The organism is Shewanella sp. 4_MG-2023 (assembly GCF_030548015.1).
Lineage (GTDB): Bacteria > Pseudomonadota > Gammaproteobacteria > Enterobacterales > Shewanellaceae > Shewanella.
In genome coordinates this window covers 81,194-104,329 of record NZ_JAUORL010000001.1, presented here as the reverse complement: position 1 = coordinate 104,329, position 23,136 = coordinate 81,194, and the positions used below count along the sequence as shown (strand labels likewise).

General features: G+C 37.1%; 16 protein-coding genes. 10 read left to right on the top strand and 6 right to left on the bottom strand.

Annotated features, from left to right (window positions below):
• Positions 1 to 34: 34 nt before the first annotated feature.
• Positions 35 to 2,626 carry a M1 family metallopeptidase gene (locus tag Q4546_RS00440; RefSeq protein ID WP_303445476.1) on the bottom strand — a complete coding sequence of 864 codons (2,592 nt, stop codon included), beginning with the start codon at positions 2,624 to 2,626 and terminating at the stop codon, positions 35 to 37.
• Between the two features lie 411 nt (positions 2,627 to 3,037).
• Positions 3,038 to 3,694 (bottom strand): LiaF domain-containing protein, encoded by a 657-nt coding sequence (locus Q4546_RS00435; RefSeq protein WP_303445475.1) that lies wholly within the window; start codon positions 3,692 to 3,694, stop codon positions 3,038 to 3,040.
• A 401-nt stretch (positions 3,695 to 4,095) separates the two neighbouring features.
• Here Q4546_RS00435 and Q4546_RS00430 point away from each other — a divergent pair, with 401 nt between their 5' ends.
• Positions 4,096 to 4,755 carry a nitroreductase family protein gene (locus Q4546_RS00430; RefSeq protein WP_102520790.1) on the top strand — a complete coding sequence of 220 codons (660 nt, stop codon included), beginning with the start codon at positions 4,096 to 4,098 and terminating at the stop codon, positions 4,753 to 4,755.
• A 713-nt stretch (positions 4,756 to 5,468) separates the two neighbouring features.
• On the opposite strand, the gene Q4546_RS00425 is transcribed toward Q4546_RS00430, so the two are convergent.
• Entirely contained in the window at positions 5,469 to 6,647 is a 1,179-nt protein-coding gene (locus Q4546_RS00425; protein WP_102439104.1) for a patatin-like phospholipase family protein, read from the bottom strand.
• A gap of 468 nt (positions 6,648 to 7,115) precedes the next feature.
• Here Q4546_RS00425 and Q4546_RS00420 point away from each other — a divergent pair, with 468 nt between their 5' ends.
• Both Q4546_RS00420 and Q4546_RS00415 read left to right on the top strand, forming a co-directional pair.
• The gene (locus Q4546_RS00420) at positions 7,116 to 9,215 is read left to right on the top strand and encodes a carboxylesterase family protein (RefSeq protein ID WP_303445474.1); all 2,100 of its coding nucleotides are present in this window, start codon (positions 7,116 to 7,118) and stop codon (positions 9,213 to 9,215) included.
• Between the two features lie 86 nt (positions 9,216 to 9,301).
• Positions 9,302 to 10,771, top strand: coding sequence for a phospholipase D family protein (locus tag Q4546_RS00415; protein WP_303410630.1), 1,470 nt, complete (start codon positions 9,302 to 9,304; stop codon positions 10,769 to 10,771).
• A 373-nt stretch (positions 10,772 to 11,144) separates the two neighbouring features.
• Here the strand turns inward: Q4546_RS00415 and Q4546_RS00410 are convergent, their stop codons facing one another.
• From Q4546_RS00410 to Q4546_RS00400, 3 genes are read right to left on the bottom strand one after another with little or no spacing between them, the layout of a single operon-like run.
• Positions 11,145 to 11,594, bottom strand: a complete 450-nt coding sequence (locus tag Q4546_RS00410) for a hypothetical protein (RefSeq protein ID WP_303445473.1) — start codon at positions 11,592 to 11,594, stop codon at positions 11,145 to 11,147.
• Positions 11,595 to 13,688, bottom strand: a complete 2,094-nt coding sequence (locus Q4546_RS00405) for a LapD/MoxY N-terminal periplasmic domain-containing protein (protein ID WP_303445472.1) — start codon at positions 13,686 to 13,688, stop codon at positions 11,595 to 11,597. It lies immediately after the preceding gene.
• A gap of 28 nt (positions 13,689 to 13,716) precedes the next feature.
• Positions 13,717 to 14,442: a transglutaminase-like cysteine peptidase gene (locus Q4546_RS00400; RefSeq protein ID WP_303445471.1), complete on the bottom strand. Its 726-nt coding sequence runs from the start codon at positions 14,440 to 14,442 to the stop codon at positions 13,717 to 13,719.
• A 926-nt stretch (positions 14,443 to 15,368) separates the two neighbouring features.
• Here Q4546_RS00400 and Q4546_RS00395 point away from each other — a divergent pair.
• The 7 genes from Q4546_RS00395 to Q4546_RS00365 all read left to right on the top strand — a co-directional run bounded on the left by Q4546_RS00395 (position 15,369) and on the right by Q4546_RS00365 (position 23,134).
• Positions 15,369 to 16,538 (top strand): nucleotide sugar dehydrogenase, encoded by a 1,170-nt coding sequence (locus Q4546_RS00395; RefSeq protein ID WP_102439094.1) that lies wholly within the window; start codon positions 15,369 to 15,371, stop codon positions 16,536 to 16,538.
• A 76-nt stretch (positions 16,539 to 16,614) separates the two neighbouring features.
• Entirely contained in the window at positions 16,615 to 17,949 is a 1,335-nt protein-coding gene (locus tag Q4546_RS00390; RefSeq protein WP_102477057.1) for a lipopolysaccharide biosynthesis protein, read from the top strand.
• Between the two features lie 137 nt (positions 17,950 to 18,086).
• Complete coding sequence (locus Q4546_RS00385; RefSeq protein WP_303445470.1) at positions 18,087 to 19,094, top strand: glycosyltransferase family A protein; 1,008 nt, start codon at positions 18,087 to 18,089, stop codon at positions 19,092 to 19,094.
• Between the two features lie 89 nt (positions 19,095 to 19,183).
• Positions 19,184 to 20,125 carry an acyltransferase gene (locus Q4546_RS00380; protein WP_102477059.1) on the top strand — a complete coding sequence of 314 codons (942 nt, stop codon included), beginning with the start codon at positions 19,184 to 19,186 and terminating at the stop codon, positions 20,123 to 20,125.
• Between the two features lies 1 nt (position 20,126).
• Positions 20,127 to 21,116, top strand: coding sequence for a glycosyltransferase family 2 protein (locus tag Q4546_RS00375; protein WP_303410619.1), 990 nt, complete (start codon positions 20,127 to 20,129; stop codon positions 21,114 to 21,116).
• A 12-nt stretch (positions 21,117 to 21,128) separates the two neighbouring features.
• Entirely contained in the window at positions 21,129 to 22,349 is a 1,221-nt protein-coding gene (locus Q4546_RS00370) for an EpsG family protein (protein WP_102439084.1), read from the top strand.
• Entirely contained in the window at positions 22,346 to 23,134 is a 789-nt protein-coding gene (locus tag Q4546_RS00365) for a glycosyltransferase family A protein (RefSeq protein ID WP_102439082.1), read from the top strand. Before Q4546_RS00370 ends, Q4546_RS00365 begins: the two co-directional genes overlap by 4 nt.
• The last annotated feature ends 2 nt before the right edge of the window (positions 23,135 to 23,136 follow it).

Below are 23,136 nucleotides of genomic sequence, written 5' to 3'. Positions count from 1 at the left end.
AGACTGGCTTTTTAGTTAAGGCTCTACAGACCGATTAGAGCTGGTTTAAGTATTTCTCAACGCTGGCAAGTTCACGCTGCTTTAAGCTGACGCAGTTTTTAACACTTTCATCGAGCTTGGCTAAGGTACGGCCAAACTCAGGTGTTTGCGCGACTTTTGGCTTAAAGAATGTGTTGGTTGTATCCAGTGCCGCTAAATCACAACCGCTACCGGTAAACGATGGGATCATCGCCACCGCAAAGGGAGGTAGTTTCGCTTTTATGGCGCTGAAGTTAGCATAGATCCAATCTCTAAAGCGTTGTTTACGCTCATCGGTATAAGCTTGCCCTGCAAAGATATAGCGTAAATCTGGCGCATTGACTTTATCGGTCAAACTATAATCTAGCACGCTGTTTTGTAGTTTTTCAGTAGGCGCATAGCCTAAGGCATACATTAAACGAGTGCGTTTTTGCGGGTCTTTCGTTACCTCAAATTCAGCTTTTACTTTCGCTAATACCTTACTGTCACCAAAATACACTGCAATATTGAGGTAAGTGCCGATAAGGTACTGGTCAACATCGTTATTACCATTAAGGTACAAGTCAGCTTGTTTTTTAGCGGTTGCAATTGTGGCTTTATCTTTGGCTTCAAAAGCTAATAAGTTAATCAATGTTGGGCGTAACTTACTAATAGATGACTTTTCATCAACTTTTGCAGTAACACCGTACTTCTCGATTGCGCTTTGTGCTCTTGAGGCAATGAACTTAGCCCATAGCTCTTGGTTGGTGTCATCAATAAAGGTGCGTTTTTGAGATTGTAAGTAACCTAATGCGGCAGAGACGATTTGCGGATGTTGGTCATCAATAAATGCGCCTAAAATATTCAGTAACTCACCACCTGAGATAAAGCCGGCATCTAATAAGGCATCAGCTGCTGAGATCAAGGCTTTACGCTCACGAGCTGTCAGCTGGGTTTTAGCATTGGCTAATAAGTTGCTCATTTGTGTTTCATCTAACAACCAGCGGTAGTAACCCATGGCGTCTGAATCTGGATAAATCCAATCAGGACTGAATGCTAATTTGATGGTTTGCGATTGACTGGTGAGTAAAATGGTTTCGGTTGCAACTTTGTCACCTTTACCATATTTAACCGATACTGGCACAGTCCAAGACTGCTTTGCTGCTACAGTGCCAGCATTTACAAAGCGGCTTTGTTTAAGGGTTAGCTTATCACCTGCTAATGACACATCGATTAAAGGGTAAGACGATTGTTCAATAAAGGTGCTTAAGATACTGCCAACATCTTTACCAGAGGCTTTTGATAAGGCATTCCAAAGATCATCAGCTTCAGTATTTTGAAAGGCATGATCTTTAATGTATTGACGAATACCCTTATTAAATTCAGCCTCGCCGATATAGTTTTCTACCATATCTAGCACAGCTTCGCCTTTACTATAGGCAAGGCCTAAACCGTCCATAATGTCGGCTTCGGTTTTAATGGGCTTGCGGATAGGCTTGGTCGATACCCGTGCATCTAATGACATCACGTAGTTTTTGGATAATGCTAAGTTAGATTCAAATTCTGGGTGAATTTGCTCGGTCACTTTCGCAGCCATCCAGCTGGCAAAAGCTTCGTTTAACCATAGGTCATTCCACCATTGCATGGTCACTAGGTTACCGTACCATTGGTGTGCTAGCTCGTGGGCAATAATTGAAACGGCCGTTTTTTTGCTATTTTGGCTGGCGGTTTGCTCATCAACTAACAAAATATCTTCACGATAAGTGACTAAGCCTGCGTTTTCCATCGCCCCAAAAGGAAACTCAGGTACTGCAACGCTATCAAGCTTTTGATAAGGGTAATCGACCCCAAAATAATCTTCTAATGCTTTTAGAACTAACGGCATTTGCTCGGCTGCATATTTGGCTAGCTCGATTTTCCCCTTAGTGGTTATTACGCGCCCTGGGACTTTCATGCCTGTGACTTCAATTTCTTCAAATTGACCCACAGCATAAGCAACAAGGTAAGAGGATATTGGCTTGGTTTGAGCAAATACGTGAGTTGTCAGGCCATCTTTGGTTGCAACTGAAAGCTCTGGGGTGTTGCTGTAAACCTTTTCAGTACTTGGGGCTGTGATGGTGACTTGAAAGGGGATTTTATATTCTGGTTCATCAAAGCTTGGAAAACTGCGGCGCGCATCACTCATTTCAAATTGGGTAAATAAGTAGGGCTGGCCGCCATCAATGGTTTTATACAGGCCGACAGATTGACGGTTATAAGGGGCTGTGAAATCCATTGAGAAAGAATATGCACCAGGTTCGATAGTATGTGGGCAGTTAAACAAAACCACCCCAGTATCTTGCATGATTACATCTAGTTGGCAGTCTTTGTTGTTAGCTGATTTGGCATCTAACTGGATATTGCTAGCAGTGTATTCTAAGCCGTTAAGTTGTAATTGCTTAGTGGCTTCAAGCACTTCAATTTGAATGGCTGTGCTGCCTGAAAACTGATCTTTTACTGGATCTAAGTTGAGCTTAATACTTTGTGATAGTGGCTTGGCGACTTTACTTAGCACGTATTCATTGGCTAAGGCGTCGGTACTTCCCACAAATGAGAGCGTAACCAGTCCCGCAGTGACGATTCGATACATGTTATTTCCTGTTGTTTTAATTATCATTCCATGATGTTTAATGGCATTGATTAGGATTGAGTGACTATTAGCGTTTTCATTGATAACGATTGTATTCATAACGCTTGTATTGGAACCATTGCATTGATGATTCTATAAGGTCATTTAAAGCTGACGCTGATTATAACAAGTTAACAGCTAAGCGGTAACTTACGAGCATCATTTAAGTTGGGGTTGTTGTAACAATTGATGACTTGCTTAGAGTATTTAGTGTGATTACTTAGAGTAGCGCTTGATTGAAGCATCATCTAATCCCAGCTTGGCGATTGCTAGGTATTGAGTTACTTATGGCTTAGAGCTGATTTAATGGCCGAAATAAGGCAAATATTATCGTTGAGGTTTGCCTTATATTCGGATCTTGTGTTCTTAGTATCAAAAGTAGTTTTTAGTATCAAATGCCGATTTTAAATTATTAGCAAACTCGATAAATTTCTCTTTAATGGTGCGCTTGATAGACACCTCCAGCGAGCCCAAAATAACCTTACCCTCAATGGTGATGACAGGAGCTTGGCGGGTTGCGATAGAAGGCGCTTTGTTTTCAATGCTACTGACGAGCCCGTAAGTTTTACACACCACATTAATGCCTTCAGGAACATAGATACTGCTACTGCCCAAAAAGCAATTAATCTCAATGGTGACATGTTGATGCTGAAAAATGGCATCACTAAAATCCAGTGTGGTTTCACCTATAATATTATTAACCTTAATAACCTTTGGCACCACCCATTGGCCGCTACGTTCACTGTTACCTAATATGCTGGTTAAGCGCATATCTTCAGTGGCAGTTTTGCTGCCATAGTTTGGCGCAAACTGGTGGTCTTTTTGCTGACTATAGTCAGTATCAGCGGTTAAGGTTAGGTCTGCGACCAGTGCGATTATCTCTTGATGAACACTTGAGTTCATTGCCTCATCAAGGCGTCTTTCAAAGGCTTCAGCAGAGATAATGCCGTGGCTATAATTGACAATTAACTGATCGATAACTTGTTCTCTGACTTGCTCAATAGGGCGATCTTCTAAAATCACGGCCATAATGTCACTCCTTGGACTTTATAGTACATAGTGACTCAGATTTTAGTCACTAGGGTAGATGTTGTATTTAAGTTAAATTAATGCAATGTGCAGGCCAGTTTAAAGATGCTATATAAAAACAGTGCTTTATCATTCTTGCAGCATTGCGTTATCGTTTTTAACCTTTATAAATGCAAATGATATAGTGAAAGTAGCCAGCTGAATTAGTCAAAATAACCAGTGAACAGCCATGGGTTTGTCATTTTTTCTACGTATAGTTACGCTATAGAGCCATCTGCACCCGCTATTACGGATTTTTTATGGTTTAAAAACTCCATAAAGATTGGTGTCTAGCACTCTTTTTTTCTCAATGGAAAAGCCTAAAATGCACCGCATCGGCATCACCTATGAGGAAAATCATTATGTCACACCCAATTATTGCAGATTTGAATAAACGTTATACTGTGAAAAAGTATGATTCAAGTAAGCGTATTTCAGCAGCGGATATGGACGTAGTGAAACAAGCGATTCGTTTAACTGCTTCTTCTATTAACTCACAGCCGTGGAAATTTATCGTATTAGAAACTGATGTGGCAAAACAACGTTTTCATGAAACGTTTGCCAATATGCACCAGTTTAATCAGCCTCATGCTACTGAAGCCTCCCATGTGATTTTATTTGCCCATAACCCTAAGTTCACTAAAGATGACTACAGAAAAGTTGTTGATGTTGAAGTGTCGTCAGGTCATTTACCGGCAGACATGTATGACAACATGCTAAATGGTGCTTTTGGTTTTGCAGAGCAAAATACTGATGACAGTGGTTTTAATGGCCATTGGACTAAAGCGCAAACCTATATTGCTATTGGTAATACCTTGCATACGCTAGCTCGTTTAGGGATTGCTTCTACATCGATGGAAGGCGTTGACCCAAGCTTAATTGGTGAGATTTTTAAAGAAGAGTTAGATGGTTACGTTTGTGAGTTTGCGCTAGCAATGGGTTATCACAAAGAGGGCGAAGATTATAACTTTGGCCTACCTAAATCACGCTTACCTGAACAAGATATCATCACAGTTTTATAAACTATATTTGGTCGTTTAAATTATAGCTTGTAACACCTTTCTAATTGATTATTCTGTCCCTGTTATTAAAGCCCATCATGTACTCTTGATGGGCTTTTTTGTGTTGAGTATTTTTAAAAGATTAAATCAGCAGCTTAGTCTCCATTTTAAACAGTCACTATTTCACAGGAAGGTGGAAAATTTTAGGTTCGGCTTTTATAAGCCCTAAATGACTGATAATACTGCAATGTAACCCGTCACATTAACGTTGAGCATGAGTTAAACCTTTATAGGGACTGACTTCAACTGGAATACTGATGAAATTGAGTAGCCTCTGCAAGGTGCTATTCATACGTGTCATGCCATGAACCGCTGGCGCTGAAACGATATTATGAAGAATGGAATGTATTTGATGGGAGGCATGAATATTGATGGATGAATGCAGCTGCTTTGGTTGATAGTAGTATCATTAAGGCATTGCGCAATCGCTAACAACAGACAGTATTAAGAAGAGGAGTTACTTAGCTGCAGCTTATTGATAAAGCCGCCATTATGTTCAGTGTTTCAAGTCGTTCTCAACATGGTAAGTTATTCCAAAAAGTGTAGAGTCATAACTAAAGCGACTAAAAATGCTGATAAAATGGTAAAAAGGTGGGATTAATAATGACGTATTAGCTTGATTTTACTCTCCCAGTAATGACTTGGGAGAGTCGTGAAAGTAAACTATAACTTCTTTAATAAGGAACTTGGTTTTGCCATAAATTGTTGTTTACCGCCTTGTCATAGCCGTTTTGGTATAAGGCTTCCATGTACTGCTGATCAAACATTTTCTTGGTGGCAGGTTCTGCATCAAACTTGTCGTCAATATAAGTGAATGACAAATCGTAGTTATTTACTTCGCTGTAATACAGCATTCGATATAAATCACCTCTAGCTTGTTGAATCGTCATACTTTTCAAACTGCGATTCAGTAGTTCAAGGCCTTTATCATGTAGGGAAATATAAGGTGATTTTAATACCCCGTTACGGATAACGTGAATATTAGTTGGTTGCTGATAACCTAAAGCCTGATTGACTAACCCATAATCGAAATTACCTGGGTCGACAAACATTTGTGAGTTCATGCCGCCATCAACATGTAGTTCTTCTAGAGGCTTTCCATCTATCTCAACATTGATGAATTGTGGTGGAAACACCCCTGGAATTGACGAGCTTGCGGCTAAAATTTGATGAACTAAGTCATATTTATTTGGTAAGTTACTGGCAGCAATTTGGCCAATATTCCAGATCATCAGCTCGCCAGAATCAAACTGCGTAGTGCCAATAAATAGTCGACGCCCTTTTTGGTGTTCAGTCGCTATTTTATCAATCATTGTAGCAGGGTAAAACTGCTCCACTAGCTCATATAGACTACTGCCATCAGTAAAGGCATCTTTAAAAAGAGCATTTAAAAAATTGCGTTTACCTAATATAGCCTTATCGTTAAGGCCTAGCATGACTTGCTTTAATCGATGAATTTCATCACCACCAATAAATGCAAATGGTGCAATCAAAGAGCCTGCACTGATCCCTGTGACAATGGTGTATTGCGGTAGTTGATTACTATCATAAAGGCCGTTTATTACTCCGGTGCCATAAGCACCCTTAGCACCACCACCCGATAACACTAATATATTTAGCTTTTCTGACGCACTTGCTAATGGTGTGGTGTTGGTGGTTGCATCATATAAAAACGCAGGTTGTTCATCAGCCCAAAATCGATAAGGTTCAGCTATTTCGGTTTGATCCGCCGCCACGAGAGCATCTTTGTAATTATTAGCATCAACCCGTTGTTCAAGTTGATGATTTGAGCTACAGGCCGTTATGAACAAGGCAAAAAATATTAACTTAATAAGGTTCTTCGGGGTGTTCATTAGTGTCTCCATTTAGCCGTTTAGCGGCTAAAAATCTAAAGATATTTTAAATCAAATTAGCAATATTATAGAAGCGAAAGCGGTTTCTATGATCTGCTGATAATTAATATTAGAAGGTTAATGGACATTGTGTAATCTGTTAAATCGCGTTTGAAGGATTTAACCCTCACAAAACGGCTAACGTGAATTGCTATCGTCAATTGGGGTAGATGGGCGATTTATCGATTTTAAACCGTGTAAATCTCACGCTTTTACTACTCTATAGCGGTTAATTTTATTACTTCAATGTTAATGATGATGGTTCGATCCTTCATAAGCGATTACAAGGTAAGGGTTAAATTAATTACTATAAATTTAATTATTCAGGCTCATACAGCAAAGATGCAAACTTTAACCTAATATTAGGCTTGAGCTACTTTGATGATTCACTAGCCAAACCCTAGCAATCAGAGATACATGGAGTTAATTATGACCGTGTTTTACCGTTCTACCCTTGCAGTGCTTATTTCATTAACATTAGTGGCCTGTGGCAGTGATGACAGCCCTAGTGTTACAGATCCAGAACCTGAAGTACCCGTTGTCGAGCCACTGCCACCACAGCAGATTGATCGGATCATTGGTGATAGCACCGTAATGGGGCTTAAAGAGTCAGTGGTGATTAATGATGTAGAGGGTACGGCAACGCGAGTTGAGTTAGAGGCGTTTAAAGGCATTACTTATGCGACTTCTGCGCGCTTTGAGCACAGTGTGGTCACAGAATTAACAGATGTGGTCGATGCAACGGTTTTTGGTGATGCTTGCCCGCAACTTGATTTAACGGTGCAGGAGCAATCAGAAGATTGTTTAAACCTTAATATTTGGCGCCCAGAAGATACGGTCGAGTCCGCTGATTTACCTGTTTATGTGTTCATTCATGGTGGTGATTTTGAATTTGGTTCAGGCTCAGACCCGCTAGTACAAGGCGATAATGTTGTCGCTCAGGGGGCATTAGATGATAAACCATTTATTGCGGTCACTCTAAATTATCGTTTAGGTATTTTAGGTAGCTACTGGCTTGATGGTAGTAAGAACGACAAAGGCGGTAATTTTGCTTTAGGTGACCAAAAACGCGCGCTTGAATGGGTCAATAACAATATTGAATTATTTGGTGGTAACCCAGATAAGGTTACCCTTGTTGGCCAAGGCGCTGGCGCCATGTCAGTAGGGATTTTACAGCAAACCGAAAACAGTGAAAGTTTTGCTGGTGACTATTTCCAGCGCGCTATTATGCAAAGCAACCCTTATGGCTTTGATTATAAGTCTTATGATCAAGCCAAAACCTTTCAAGGTAAGTTACAAGATTATGGCGATGAGTTATTTGCTGAAGAAGGCTCTGTGGTACTTGATGAGTTAACCCTTGAACAAATCATGCAAGTGCAGGAAAAGGCACTAAATCCATTAGCGAAAGTTGGCGCTTGGTCAGGATTAGACTGTATTGATGTGGATAACTTAGTAGGCAGTGGTTTATGTTTAACCTCTAAACTTAGCGCTGAAACTACGCCGTTAGCCAATTTAAAGCCTTTTTCGCCTTATGTTGAATACCGTGCAGGTACTGGATTTCCAACTTTTAAACCTGAAATCAGTGGTTATCACTTGACAGCCCAGCCAGTACTTAGCGAGTTAAATGTACCAACAGTACTAGGCTTTAACAGTAATGATTCAAGAACAACGGCATTTCTGCCGAGTTTAACTTCATTAATACCGACGATTATCAATTTAATCCAACAGCTTAATGATGCGCCTGAAGATCCTGATTTAGCCGCTTTAGATATTCAGGCTTGGTTAGAATCCCAAGATAACTTGGCATTGTTAGAGCAAGAGTTAATGGCCATAACAAACTCAGATGTTGAAGCCCAAGTTGAGTTAGGTGACATTTTACCTAGCACAGCCTATGACGCCATTACCCGCTTTTTCTTTGGTTTAGGCAATGGCGCTATCATAGATGAACTGTTTAAATTAACGGACTTTTATCCAAACGATGAAAGTGAGTTAAGCGGTGCCACAGGTAATATGGCGCAATTTAATTTACTCGTAAACGATATGCTGTTTAGTGGTCCAGCACGGGTTATGGCCAAGCAAACCAGTGATAATGGTGTGGTGCCAGTGACTTTTTATAACTTTGATTACAAACCAAGCTTTAATGTGTGGACCACAAGTAATGAAGCAACATCCATTGACCTTGCAGCGCTAATTAAATCAATTAGCTGCATTGGTAACATTTGTAATGGTGCGGAATTACCATTTGTGTTCAATAAACCTTATACCGTGACAGGTAACAAGGTTACTCCAAGTGATAGTGATATGATGTTAATGGATAAATTGTCACGTCTTTGGTTTAGTGATGAGCTGTTTGATAACTATCAATTCAATACCAGTGATGACAATGTGTTAGTGATTGATGGCGATACAAATATACAAATTGAAGCAGATTGGGACAAAAGAAAACAACCAGGTATTGACCCAGAGTTACGCGAAGGTCGCTTAACGGGTCTTGAGGATTTAGGCTTAATTTTAGGCTACTTTAATTAATGACTAAATAAGCTTTATCTTTATCGCTTTGATTGGCGGCTAGCATTTGCTAGCCGTAATTTTTTAACCATAATGACGGTATATCAATGAACATGCATTCTATTTCTAAGTGCCTAACTGTACTTAGCTTTATTATTGTTACCATAGTGGTGACTGGCTGCGCAACGTCTTACCCTGAGGTTGAGGACGGTTTTCAAACGGATTGGGACTCGAAAAAATACCATGCTGATTTGTACTTAATCCCTACTGCACCAGAAGCCTTAGCGAGGCGTATTGAGCTAGTGCGTCAAGCCAAAAGCTTTATTGATATGACTTACTTCTCATGGAATAAAGATACCTCGGGATTAATGCTTTTTGCCGAAATTAAGCAAGCTGCCGATCGCGGTGTAAAAGTCAGAGTAACCCTTGATGACTTGTTGGTGTTTAATGAAAAGTGGCTTGCAGAGCTCGCCCACCATCAAAATATCGATATTCGTATTTTTAACCCTTTCGACTCTCGAAAAATGGGTTGGATTGGCCGTGCGATGGACTTTCAAATTCATCAGCAACAGCTGGATAATCGCCTGCACGAAAAGTACTTTAACGTTGATGGTCACAATATGATTTTAGGTGGCAGAAACATTGGCGATGACTACTTTGGCTATAGCACTGAGGCAAACTTTTTTGATTTAGATGTCATTTTTAAAGGTGATGTCATTAAGGCTTTTGAAGCGAATTTTGATGGGCTGTGGGGCACTGATTATTTGATCCCAATCGAAATGCTTGTAGAAGTGAAGCAGGTGGGAGTATTTACCGAGTTTGAAAAAACTTATCGGCAACAAACTGAAAACCGCCAACAAGTGGTGAATGCGATTAATCAGCAAGTGCAGAGCTTAACAGAAGTGGGTTATACCGCAGCTGTTGTGAAACCTGTCTTTGATTCGCTTGAAAAGATGAAAGACAGTAAGCCATATTTTAGAAGTCGAGTTGAAAATCTAATGACTGATCCGGTGAATGATGCCAAGAAAGCCGTAATTTCAACGCCTTACTTAATTCCAACCGATAATAAATTTACCATTATTGAAAAGCTTAGTGCCAATAATGCACAGATCACTTTAATCACAAATTCATCGGCATCAAATGATTCGGGGTTTGTGCCGGCATACTTTGAAAAGCATCGCCCACTGTTATTAGATATGGGGGCGGATTTATATGAATATAAAGATCATGCTAAAAATAGTGATCATTTTTACCATAGTGATACTTATTACCATAATAAGACCTTTATCTTTGATGACTTATATTCCTACATTGGATCATCGAACTTTGATCCACGTTCAGATTTTTTAAATATTGAGTTTGGGGTGTTAATCAAGAGCCCAGAATTCGCCTTGACGTTAGAGCATTACTTACTGGCCAATAAAGAATTGCTTTATTGGCATGTAACTCAACAAGAAGACGGCAGTATTAACTGGCAATCAGGTGATGAAAGCTATGACGCTTCGCCTCATTATGGTGGTTGGCATGCTTTACCGGATTGGCTGATAAGGAAAATGAATGGCGAGTCAGAGCTTTAATTAAAGCCATATTTAGGGGCTAGTACGCTTTCTTTACGTAAGTCATTTAACGCCACAATATAAGAGCATGTTAGCTAAGAGTTTGTTAGGTAATAGGTTACTGACTAAGAGATTATTTGCTAACAGATTATTAGCAGAGAGGATTAGTTGAGAGTTTGTTAGCTGAAAGGATTACTAGAAATAAACAATAATTCATTGTTTTTATATACGTCCAACCCCTTGCATGATAATGAGTTTGTAGGGTTTCATTGCAGTTTAAGCAACAAATACTCGTTAATGAGCTAAATTTAATCGCGGTTATTTTTAACTAATAATAGCTATAAAAAAGCACCCAAGTTCTTTATAAAAGGCAAGGGTGCTTGATAAACACTAATTAGTTGCTGGAAGCCGTTACTCCACCACCACCAGAGCCACCACCGAAACCCTGAGCACCAGGCGCTGGAGCTGCTCCAAATGTGCCACCACTGGCAGTGAGTGTCTCCTCAAAGACCTCTGCAACAATTGAAGGGTCTATACCATTTGCAATAGCGATAGCCAATGCATCATCAGCGTTCATTCCTGCAGTTTGTGCAGCACTAAGCACTTCTAATATAGTTGCGGTTTTGCCAAAAGTCGCCTGTAAAGCAAAAGCAAGGATATTGGTTTGTTCTGCAGGTGATGATTTCATTTGAGTGAGCGTGTAATCAGCTAAACTTGTCCCTGAATTAGCAGCTGTCTGAACGCCATTGGTAAAATCTGTTTGAGATACAGCATATGCTCCTGCTGACAACGCCGTTGAAGATATTGCAGCAATCAAAATGAGCGTTAATTTGTTAGGGTACATTTATTCTGCCTCATGGTTTGATGGGGGACAAAAGTCACTGAGTTGTAAAGTACAGCTCCATGAACTATCTAATGTCACTGGTATAAGAGTAGTCAAATTTTGAACAGCATACAAACCGTTGCCTTGAAGACCATCCACATGGATATTGGAAAAAATGCCTATCATGGCTGGTGTTTCCAATTGCGCAGCGATGACTTTTAATCCAATACCATGGCATATTTGGGTAACTGTCTGGACAAAAAAGCGTGTGTCAGCTTGATCTATATCATGTACAAAGCAAGGATCTAATTTAGTAAAATCAACGTTTAAGTTACGAATATAGTGAAATGAGTTTAAGTTTGAGCCAAAGTTTTCAATGACAATATCAATTTTTAATTCTTTAGCTTTATTAATAAATGAGGTTGTAACAGCTGACGAAAGTATCACGCCAGATTCTTTAATTTCATACAAAAGTGGTGGAAGTTTTTTTTGTTGTAGTTGATATAAATTAAATAGCCAATGAGTAAAGGCAGAGCTTTGTATCGCTTGGTTGCTAATATTAATAGCTATGGGTGTTTTTTTTATGTGTGTTAATTTGTAAAAGATGAAACAAGTTATTGCTTGCTCAAGCTCAAGTAATAAGCCCAATTTATCGGCCATGGAAAATACATCTAGTGTGGGTAAAGACTCTCCATTAAATTTAAAGCCCACAAAGGATTCAACATACATAATTGATTGTTGGTTATCGACTACCGGTTGTAGCAGTAAATCAAAAAAGTCATCTAAAGGAATACATTTAAGCTCAAAATTATCTTGGTTGCAGTGTTTAAGCTCGTTGATAAAGTATTCAGTAAAGTGAGTTAAAATGTGAGCCCATTCTTCCCGTGTATGATGGCTATTGTCAGCTTGTGACAGTATTAACTCAGCGTGTTTGTCGCAATATGGGTTAGTGGTTAATTGAGAGTCTAATCGTTTGAGTGTGTCGCTAAAGCTTTCATTGGCACCAATACAAGTCACTGTATATTTTGCAAAACCATCTTCAACGTCGTGTTCTGTTTTGTTAGCCACTAAAATATCGATTAATTGCTTATGGACTAATTTGACAGCATCCTCTGTTAATGGCGATAGAAAAGCAAATTCTGACCCAGAAACTCGATAAAGCTGTATTTCGGTGATTTGATTAAGTTGCTTGCTAATAATATTGGCCCCTAACTTAATATAGGCATCACCGGCGGCATATCCTTGTTTATCGTTGATACTTTTTAGCGATGGCAGGGCTATCAAGCCTAAATAGAACTGATTTTTTTGTGGTGTATTTGTTGATTGAATCGATTCGAAATTTTTTAATAGAGCGCGTCTGTTTGGTAATTCTGTTAAAGAGTCTATGTAGGCATGTTTTGCTAGATTTTCAGCAAGTTGGGTTTGTTCTTTAAAGGCCCGCTGAATATTAGCAATCATCTGATTCATAGCATCGACGACCGCTTTAAGCTCTGTAGTAAAAGGAATAATTGGGTTGGTAATAAAGCGTTTTTTTGACGCTGAATTGGCTTGTTGCTCAATGGTTTTTAGCGGTCTTAGTACTGCTTTTAAAATGAAGTAAGCGATTAATAAGGTAATAATTAATAGAATAAAAGTGGTAGTGAGACTCGTTACTGCATGATGCCATAAGTTATTATAGGAAATACCAACATGGGACTGCACTGATAACTGCCCGGCTAAACGCCAACCATCACTTACCTCACTGGTCATTATGGGAGGTTGTAATGGAAAACTGGCCATAAACCAATTGGGCACAGATAAAGTGGGAAAATCAATCGTTCGCTTAAATTGAACAACTTCATCGATGTCAGTAAATTGAATTAGTTGATAATAACCCGAGTCAAAAATGACATTAGTCATTGTTTCTGCAACAACAAGGTTTTGCTCGTTCATATAAGGCGAAATTGAAAGCCCTAAGCTATGTGCCGCGCCTTGAGCATGAGAAGCAAGTTGTTCATTTAAATAGTCTTTCATGGTCGAGATATTGTTATATAAACCAAAACTGAAACTAAAAACTGTTAAGCAGCTAATAAGTAAAAATACTTGTAATTTTAGCGACATTCCTTTGTTTACCATTCAGCGACTCCAATTCCATTTTCGCATGTTATTCACCATTCTCTATTCTATTAACGAGATCTGTCCAACTTTTAGAGCCAGTACTAACAGGGCGATTTGAACCTAATCCCCGTGCTTTAGTTAACCATAAGCCTTGACTGTTAAATGAGTAAATTGGTTTTAAATCAGTCCGTTGATTTGATTTTTTAATGCTTGTTGTCAAATTATCTAATACTAAGGGCATGGCCTTAGGGTTATCAAAATAAATAAGTACCATGTGTGGTTGGTCAATTAATAACGCTCTAACATACATTAAGCGCATTTTTTCTTCGCTGACTCCCATTGCTTTTAAAGTAAAGTACTTAAAAATTGCAAAGTCTTCGCAATCGCCACCTTTAGTGCCCAATGACTCTATCGGTGTCCCCCAGTAATCATTTTTATTCCAATGTTCGATATCGCTGACAAAATTAATATGTCGATTGGCAAATTGATTAACCAAGTGCAAGCGTTCACTGTCAGAAAACTCAGCTCCCTTTTCAATAATTGATTGCCACTTATGAAAGTCATCGATTCTGTTAAGTCCATATTTTAGTTCAATTTGAGTAAAAAACGCGCCAGAAAAAATATTGTGGTTCATTGTTGAAAAGCAAACAGCAGAAAACACTATTGGTATTAACAGCCAATAGCGTTGCCAATTCAAATCAACACGCAATGAATTAATTTTCTCACCCAACCTATCCATAGAGATGCTAAAACTGTAGCAAAAATGTGCCATAAGGGATCTGTAAATTTCATCATAGCGAAGTTGGCCTTAATGATCGTCAATATAATGACGTATTTAATTAGGTGCCTCATGCAGTGTTCTAAGTTTAAGCTCCGAGATTTCTAGGGACTAAACTATTGCAAAATTGTTACATTGTTTGTTGGTACTTACTAACTTGCTTTGTTTTTGGCACGGATCTTGATTGAATTATGTACAGCTATTTAGGGCGATTTAATGGCCTTATTTTATAATTATTACTTAACACGCTTAATTTTGATTTTTAGTTATTGTATTTAATCGTTTTTTGTTGTTGCTAGCTTTAGTTCCCCTAAGTGGTTGGTGTTTATTAAAGTTAACATTGCACCAAAATACAGCAGCCTCAGGCATAGATGGATGCGTTCTAAGCTCTGAGGATCCACCAAGTGCAAGGGTGACCTATACTAAAGTACTACTCTTGGCTCGCAGTAATAGTACTTAGTTTGATACCGAGGTGAGTAATTAGGCTACTTTAGGTTGATTTTTGAATTGAGGTTATAGGGTTTCAAAAAACTGACAGGGGTTTCATGTATGCTTCAATGTAACATCATTGTTAAGTGGGCTTGATGAAGCCGATTAACTTAGATGGCGTAGACTTTAATGAAGATCAATTTTGATTTTCATACTTTGTACCGAGATTCATGTGAGTGTCTATACTTTCATTTGTTGCTAAGTTTTCTGGTTGGATTTGAAAGTTGAAGCGTCCTAACAACCAATCAAATTTGTAAATTATTAGCTAAATTATTCATAACTTTTATAGCAATCTGGAAGCTAAAATTCAGTGCGGTAGCGTGGCTAAAGCCATCTAGAGATATGTGGAATTATAATTTTTTGCTCTTGAATTTACCGATAAAATTTACCACAAAACATTAACTTATATGTTAAAAAGGGTGTTGTTTTAAATGAAAATAGCAATTGCTGGTACAGGTTATGTTGGCTTATCGAACGCTATGTTACTTGCTCAACACAATGAGGTTGTTGCTGTAGATATTATTGAGTCCAAAATTAACCTCCTCAATGACAAGGTGTCGCCAATTACCGATACTGAAATTGAAGATTTTCTTGCAAATAAATCGTTAAACTTTACAGCGACCTTAGATAAAGTCAGCGCCTACCAAGGTGCTGATTTTGTGATTATAGCCACTCCTACGGATTATGATCCTCAAACAAATTATTTTAATACTTCTTCTGTAGAAATGGTTATTGAACAAGTGACTTCGATTAACCCTAGCGCTGTGATGATCTTAAAATCTACTGTGCCAGTTGGATATACCGAACGGATAAAGGCAAAGTTAAATTGCGATAACATTATTTTCTCACCGGAATTTTTACGTGAGGGAAAAGCACTGTACGACAATCTATATCCTTCAAGAATAATTGTGGGAGAGAAGAGTAAACGCGCTGAAATATTTGCTGAGTTAATGGTTCAAGGGGCATTAAAGCAAGATATCAAAGTTTTGTTTACCGAGTCGACAGAGGCTGAGGCGGTCAAACTATTCTCAAATACGTATTTAGCCTTAAGAGTGGCTTATTTTAATGAGCTAGACACCTATGCAGAATCCCTTGACCTAGATACCAAGCAGATAATCGATGGAGTAGGTTTAGACCCTCGTATTGGCAATCATTATAATAACCCCTCTTTTGGTTATGGCGGCTACTGTTTACCAAAAGATACTAAACAACTGCGAGCTAACTATGCTGATGTGCCAAATAATCTGATAACAGCAATTGTTGACTCTAATACCACTCGAAAAGACTTTATTGCTAATTCTATTCTAAAGCGAAACCCTAACACTGTAGGTATTTATCGATTAATCATGAAGTCAGGATCAGATAACTTCAGGGCCTCAAGTATTCAAGGCGTGATGAAGCGCCTTAAAAGTAAAGGCATAGAAGTGATTATTTATGAACCTGTTATGGAGCAAGATACGTTTTTTAACTCACCAGTGTACCGAGATTTAGCAGCATTTAAAGCTAGTGCGGATGTGATTGTATCTAATCGAATTACAGCCGATTTAAATGATGTATTAGAAAAAGTCTATACCCGAGATTTGTTTGGCAATGACTATTAGTCGCTTTGGAACTTTGTGAATATTTGAAACGAAAGAGCAACTAACCTCGGTACTGTTAAAGGACTAAAAGTGATTCATGCCTGAAATTTCAAATGGGAAAAAATTAGCTAGTTCAATGCTCTATAGCGTAACAGGTCGATACTTAGTGTATTTAGTGCAGTTACTATCAATGATGATACTAGCGCGAATATTTACACCTGAAACTTTTGGTATATTTGCTGTTATTCAAGTATTTGCTGTATTTTTTGCCCTATTAAGCGAGATGGGTTTTGGGCCTGCTTTAATTAATGAATCCAAAATATCAACGCAGATGCGCGATGGTATTTACAGTTTTACTTGGGTTTTGGGTGCTGCGGTTTCTGTAATTTTCTTTATCATATCTCCACTTATTGCTTGGTTTTATGGTGATGACATATATCAATATTTAGTTATTCCGGTTGGCATTAGTATTGTGTTTAACACCTCGGTTATAGTGCCGATGTCTGCACTAAACCGAGAGAAAAAATTTATTACCATAGCGCGATGTGAAGCAATAGCAGAGATCATTTCCGTTGTCTTTTTACTGCTCACTTTAGACTATTTTGAACCTATATGGGCGCTAGCGATAAAGCCTTTGGTCGTCTCAATTTTTCGATATATTTTGATACTGTTTGCCGCTAAGAATACAGAAGAAGGTATTCCGCACTTTGGCCGAGAATTAGGCCATGTTAAAAAAATATTGGCTTTTTCAAAGGATCAAGCCGGCTTTAATTTTTTAAACTACTTTTCAAAAAATTTAGATAATATCTTAGTGGGTAAGTACTTAGGTGCAACAAGCCTAGGGATATACGATAAAGCCTATCGATTGATGAGATACCCACTGTTAATATTAACATTTGCAATGGCGCCGGCAATACAACCTGTTATGAAGGAGCTTAGAGAAAACCCTCCTGAATTTGAACGGTTACATATAAAGTTTACTAAATATATGTCATTGCTTGGTGCTTTAGTCGGAATATTAATATGTATCTTTGCCGATGAAATCGTGTTCATTTTACTTGGTGATAAATGGGGGGATGTATCTATATTGCTTAGAATTCTTTCTATTTCAATTCCAACTCAAGTGGTGATTAGTTCAAGTGGTGGTTTTTACCAAGCTGCGGGTAGAGCAGATTTATTATTGAAATGCGGCTTTTACCATGCCCTCACCAGCGTAAGTGCCATTGTTATCGGGGTATATTTAGGTGGTTTAGAAACGCTTTGTTGGTTAATAGTTATCAGTTTTACAATTAATTTTATTCAATGCTACCTGCTAATGAGTAAACATATTTTTCCTTCAGGCCTGTCAAGTGTATTTGGTACGATATCCTACGGGGTTATCAGCAGTGTAATTATTTTAGCTGCAAATTTTGTATTAGCGACTAATTTTTGATTATTAATATTTGGTGTCAGTCAGTGATTTATTTTAATTTTTCTCCGTTTTACTTTACATGTTCAATATGCATTTTATTTGAATGGGTTCTTAATGGTTTATTTAGCACTATTAAAGATAGGTAAAGGGCTTAGCAAATGAGTTATAAATATACAGTCATTATCCCTCACTATAACAATATCAATGGTTTGAATAAATTGTTATCAACAATACCTTCCAAAAACTATGTGGAAGTTATAATTGTAGATGATAATAGTCATTCGAAAGTGACTGACTATATAGATGAGTTTATGGTTAAGCATTATGAAAACTTGACTGTGCTGACTAATGAATCAGGTTATAAAGGTGCTGGCGCGGCAAGAAATATTGGGATAAAGCATGCTAAAGGAGAATTTATCATATTTGCTGATTCCGATGATTATTTTGTAGATAATGCTTTTGATACTATCTGTTCTGGTCTTAAAAAAGATTGTGACATTTGCTACTTTAAACCAACCAGTTTTTGTTTGGTTGAAAAAGAAAAGTCAGACAGGCATGTTCGATATGCTAAATTGATTGATAACTATTTACAGTCTGAATGTGAAGATATCCGCTATAAATTTTATGTCCCCTGGAGCAAGGTGTTTAGACGTAAATTCTTAGTTGAGAATAATGTTCGCTTTGATGAGGTTTTAGCATCTAATGATGTGATGTTCTCTTTAGTGTCAGGGAGTAAAGCGAATAAAATTAGTGTGTTGGATGAAGTTTTTTATTGTGTGACCAGAGGTGTTGGTACCTTAACTGTTAACCGTTCAAAAGAGGTTGTTTCTTCTAGAGTTGAGGTGGCTTTGAGAGAGTCATCCTACATAAAAAATGAAAAAATAAATACCGAAAATCATTCAGTTATCTCAGTATTTAAATTGGCAGGAGATAAAATAGATCCCCCTTTGGCTTTGTCGACCTTGTTTGCGTTTTCGAAAGGTCATTTACCTTTTTTTCCCCAGTCATATAAGAATTATATTAAGAATCCAAGATTGATTTTAAACAGGATTTTATCTAAACCCGTTGTAGATTCTTCAAAGAATAGCAAGTATAAAAAATATTCATTTTATTGCTCATTGTCTATTTTGTTTTTATATGAATGTGAAATGATAATTTTTAGTTGATAGCATTATTTTAATGAACAATATTTATCTTTTAAATGGATTTATAGGAAATTTGTTTTCGTAAGATGCTTTAACATAAGGATTTAATTATGTTGGCTAGTCGAAAGCTTGAAATTGACACGTTACGGGGGTTGGCATGTATATTGTTAGTTAGTTATCACGTAATTGGATCTTCATCTACGCAAGGAATGAGAATAGACTCAGGCGTATTACGTGATATTAATGATGTGTTTATTTATATTCGTATGCCGCTTTTCTCATTTTTATCAGGACTCATATATGGTATGAGACCCTTAAAAAGCAATTTTATTCCTTTTTTAAAAAAGAAAACGGCAAGATTGCTATACCCTATGCTAACGGTTGGAACTTTGTTTGCTTTGTTACAGTTTTATGTGCCAGGGACTAATCGAGAAACGATAAACTTTTGGCTTATGCATATTATTCCTGTCGACCATTATTGGTTTTTAGAGGCGATTTTTTTAGTTTTTTGTTTAGTTACTTTGTTTGAGTTTTTTAATCTGCTCAATAGTTATCTAACGTCTGTTTTTATTTTGGTTCTTTCTATCGTTATTTACCTTTTAGGCGTTGATGTTAACTATTTATCTTTAGATGGTTTTTTTTACTTATTACCATTCTTTTTATTTGGCATGATGAACTCAAGGTTCCCCTCTGCTGTGCAAAAAATGTTAACTGTTAGTTTAGCGATACTGGTGTCTTACGGGTTATCGTTATACTTTGACTTCGATGACAGAGCATTAAGAATTGGCATTGGATTTAGCTTTTGTTTTACTCTGTTTTTATTGAAAATAAAGATGAAATGGCTTTCGTACATTGGAGTTTATTCTTTTTCTATTTATTTGTTCCATGTGTTCTTTACGGCATCAAGCCGGATTTTTTTAAATTATTTTGATGTATTAAATACGAGTTTAGTTTTTATGGTTGGGCTTACAGCAGGCATCGCAGGCTCTATTGTTATTGATAAACTATTAAGTAGTAATAGTTGGATGACTCATTACGTGTTAGGTAGGTAGTATGTTGGATAAAGACAATGATGTTAACAAGTTGACCGTGGTGATCCCTACTTATGGCAGAGCTGAAAAGATTTTAAAATCAATACATTCTTGTCAGCATCCAGATATATCAATTGTGGTGATAGATGATAATGGACTAGATACACCTAACCAGGTTTCAACTAAAGCACTAATAGATAACGTAGCCCCTGAGTTTAATGGCCGCTTATTATATTATGCTTTAAATGATAATTCAGGCGCTTGTATAGCACGTAATAAAGGGGTTGAATTAACCAAAACCTCAATCGTCACTTTTTTAGATGATGACGATATGCTGCTTGTTGAAGCAACCTTAGCTAAACTTCAATTTTTTAATGAGCACAGCGAGTACGATATTTGTTGCAGTGATATGTACTCTAAGTTTAATGGGAAAAAATATCAGTTAGATTTCTGCCACTTCAAGGGAACCACTCCGATTGAATTACTCGAAGATGGTAACTGTTATACTCCTATGGTTATGGGCAGAAAAAAAGCATTGATGCAAATTGGTGGCTTTGATAATTGTAAAAAATACCAAGACCATGTGCTAATCCTTAAAATACATTTAAGCAAGCTAAGTGTGCTGTTTTTTAAGCAGCCAACATTTATCCATGTGGATCATGATGAGTATCGAATTTCAAATACACCGTGTTCTTATCAGACGGTTAAGCTTAGATTTGAATATGAAGAAAAGTTACTCAACAGTCTTAATTTAGACGATGCTGAGTATCAGAGATTGAAAGCGATTATATTATATAGGAAAAAATATCTTTGTTTTTATTATATAGTGATGCCAAGACTCAACTCCTTTAAAAAAAGGTTTATTGGTACCAAAAGATTTTTGTATTCGATAGAGCAAGATGGTAATGCTATTTTTATTAATGGTAAATCATTTTTTTATGCACTGAAAACCGTAACAGGCTTACCTTTCTTGATAAAAAGAATGGCTTATAAAATAAAACATAGTAATTAACAAGGAGTACTTGTGGATAGTCACTTATCATATAGCGATGATGATAGTATTCTAAATGTTAAGTTTTCATTTGTTTTTGCTGTTTTAATATTGTTTTCTATATTTACTCCTTTTTTATCATTTCTTTGTTGTGCTTTTTTGATTGTTTATACTCACAACTATAAATTGGTAAAGCTACTACCTATATCGCTTGTGTTTTTCTTTATTTTAATCAATTTTAATCGGGAGTTTTTCGTAAAGGGTAACGACCTAGAATGGTATTATACTTACTTTACTAATTTTTCAGATTATGAATTAGGTTTTTTTAATGCTTTTGAAGATGATCTGGCTAGCGTGTCATTGAAAGCAAGTGAGCCCCTGTATCATTTCTTTGTTTATATCTCGAGTAAAGCGACCAATGGATATTATCCAGCTTATATTCTCTGGGTACACTGTGTGATTTATCTGATTCCAACCTTTGTGATTATCGAGATCTGTAAGCGCGAAAAAGTAAATGTCTTGATATGTTGCTCTTTGGTTTTGTTTCAAATGTTGGTGTTTTATGATTTTGGTAATGCATATAATTTAATCAGACAACAGGTGGCCAGTTCGTTTCTGGTGCTGACTTTTTATTTTATGTATATAAAAAAGCCATGGTTTTGTTTGTTTTTCTCTATTGTTTCAGTGTTTACTCATAATTCAACGGTTTTGATGGCCGCACTAATATTATTGTTTTGTTTGTACAATATTAACTACATATCATACAAGCTATTACTAACGGCAACGGTGTTGTTATCTATTTTTTATGTTGCTGTATACTTTAACCTTAGTGGTCACTATGAAGATCTCGAAGATAAATCAAGAGGTCTAGTTGTTAAACTGATTGATTTTAGTATTTTTATTTTTAGTGGGATAATTGTATTTTTTTATGACTCAAAATATAGGAATGTTTACCGTTTTTTAGTGGTGTTATTCATTGCTCTGATGTTTTGTCATATTAGTTCTTTTTTACCTCTAAGATTTTTAACCTTTTATGATTCTTTTAAGTGGCTTAACTATTTTATCATCTTTAATTATTTCAGCACTAAGCTCTCATATTACAAAAATGCTAATTTAAGTATTTTTACTTCTTGTTTGATCTTAGGCTTTACCTATTTCAACCTGAAGCTTACTTATACAGCATATATATATAATGGTAGTTTTCTAGATTTTGTTATTGATTCACCCATTTATTATTTAGGTATTGATTTATGAAAGTGTTACTTATAACTACTTGCGTTTATAATGAAACTAACTACTCAGACTTTAAACGCCTAGTTAATAGCTTGCACTCGCAAAGTAGTGAGGCCGTCTTCTTTCATGCTGTTTTATTTCAAAACTACACTCAGACTGAAATGATTCAACCTGCTAATAATGATAATTATTGTGCCGAACACTTTTACATTAAAGATATCATTTCACTATCTAAAGCAAGAAATTTTATTATCGAGAGAGTTTTCGATCTTCTTAGTGATTATGATTACATTTCCTTTCCCGATGATGATTGCTGGTATCCTACGAGTTTTTGGCTCAATTTTGAAGGGTTAGTAAGTACCAATGATTGCGACCTTTTTTATACCAAGTTTTGTTCCAGCCCGATAGATGCTGTTGGTGGTATTGAAAAGCATTCTGCTTATAAATTGGTTCAAAACGCGTCTTCAAACACCACTATTTATAAAAGTCAGATTGTCGCTGAATTGAGATGTTTTAATGAGAGTTTCGGTGTTGGCAGTGAAAATAATGGTGGTGAAGATACTGATTTTGCCATTAGAGCAATGTTGTTATCTAAATATATATGGTTTAGCAACTCAAACCTAATTGGCCATCGCGATCCCATTGCTGAGTTCAGATATCGATACTTCAAAGGCTCTTTCGGCGTGTTAAAGAATCATTGCTTTAGCTCACTTGCATTGATGCTGATTACAGCAAGAAAAACCTGTGTAGGGTTAGTCTTTCTTTTTTCTAACAAAATTAAAGTTACTGACTTTTTCATAAGGTGAAT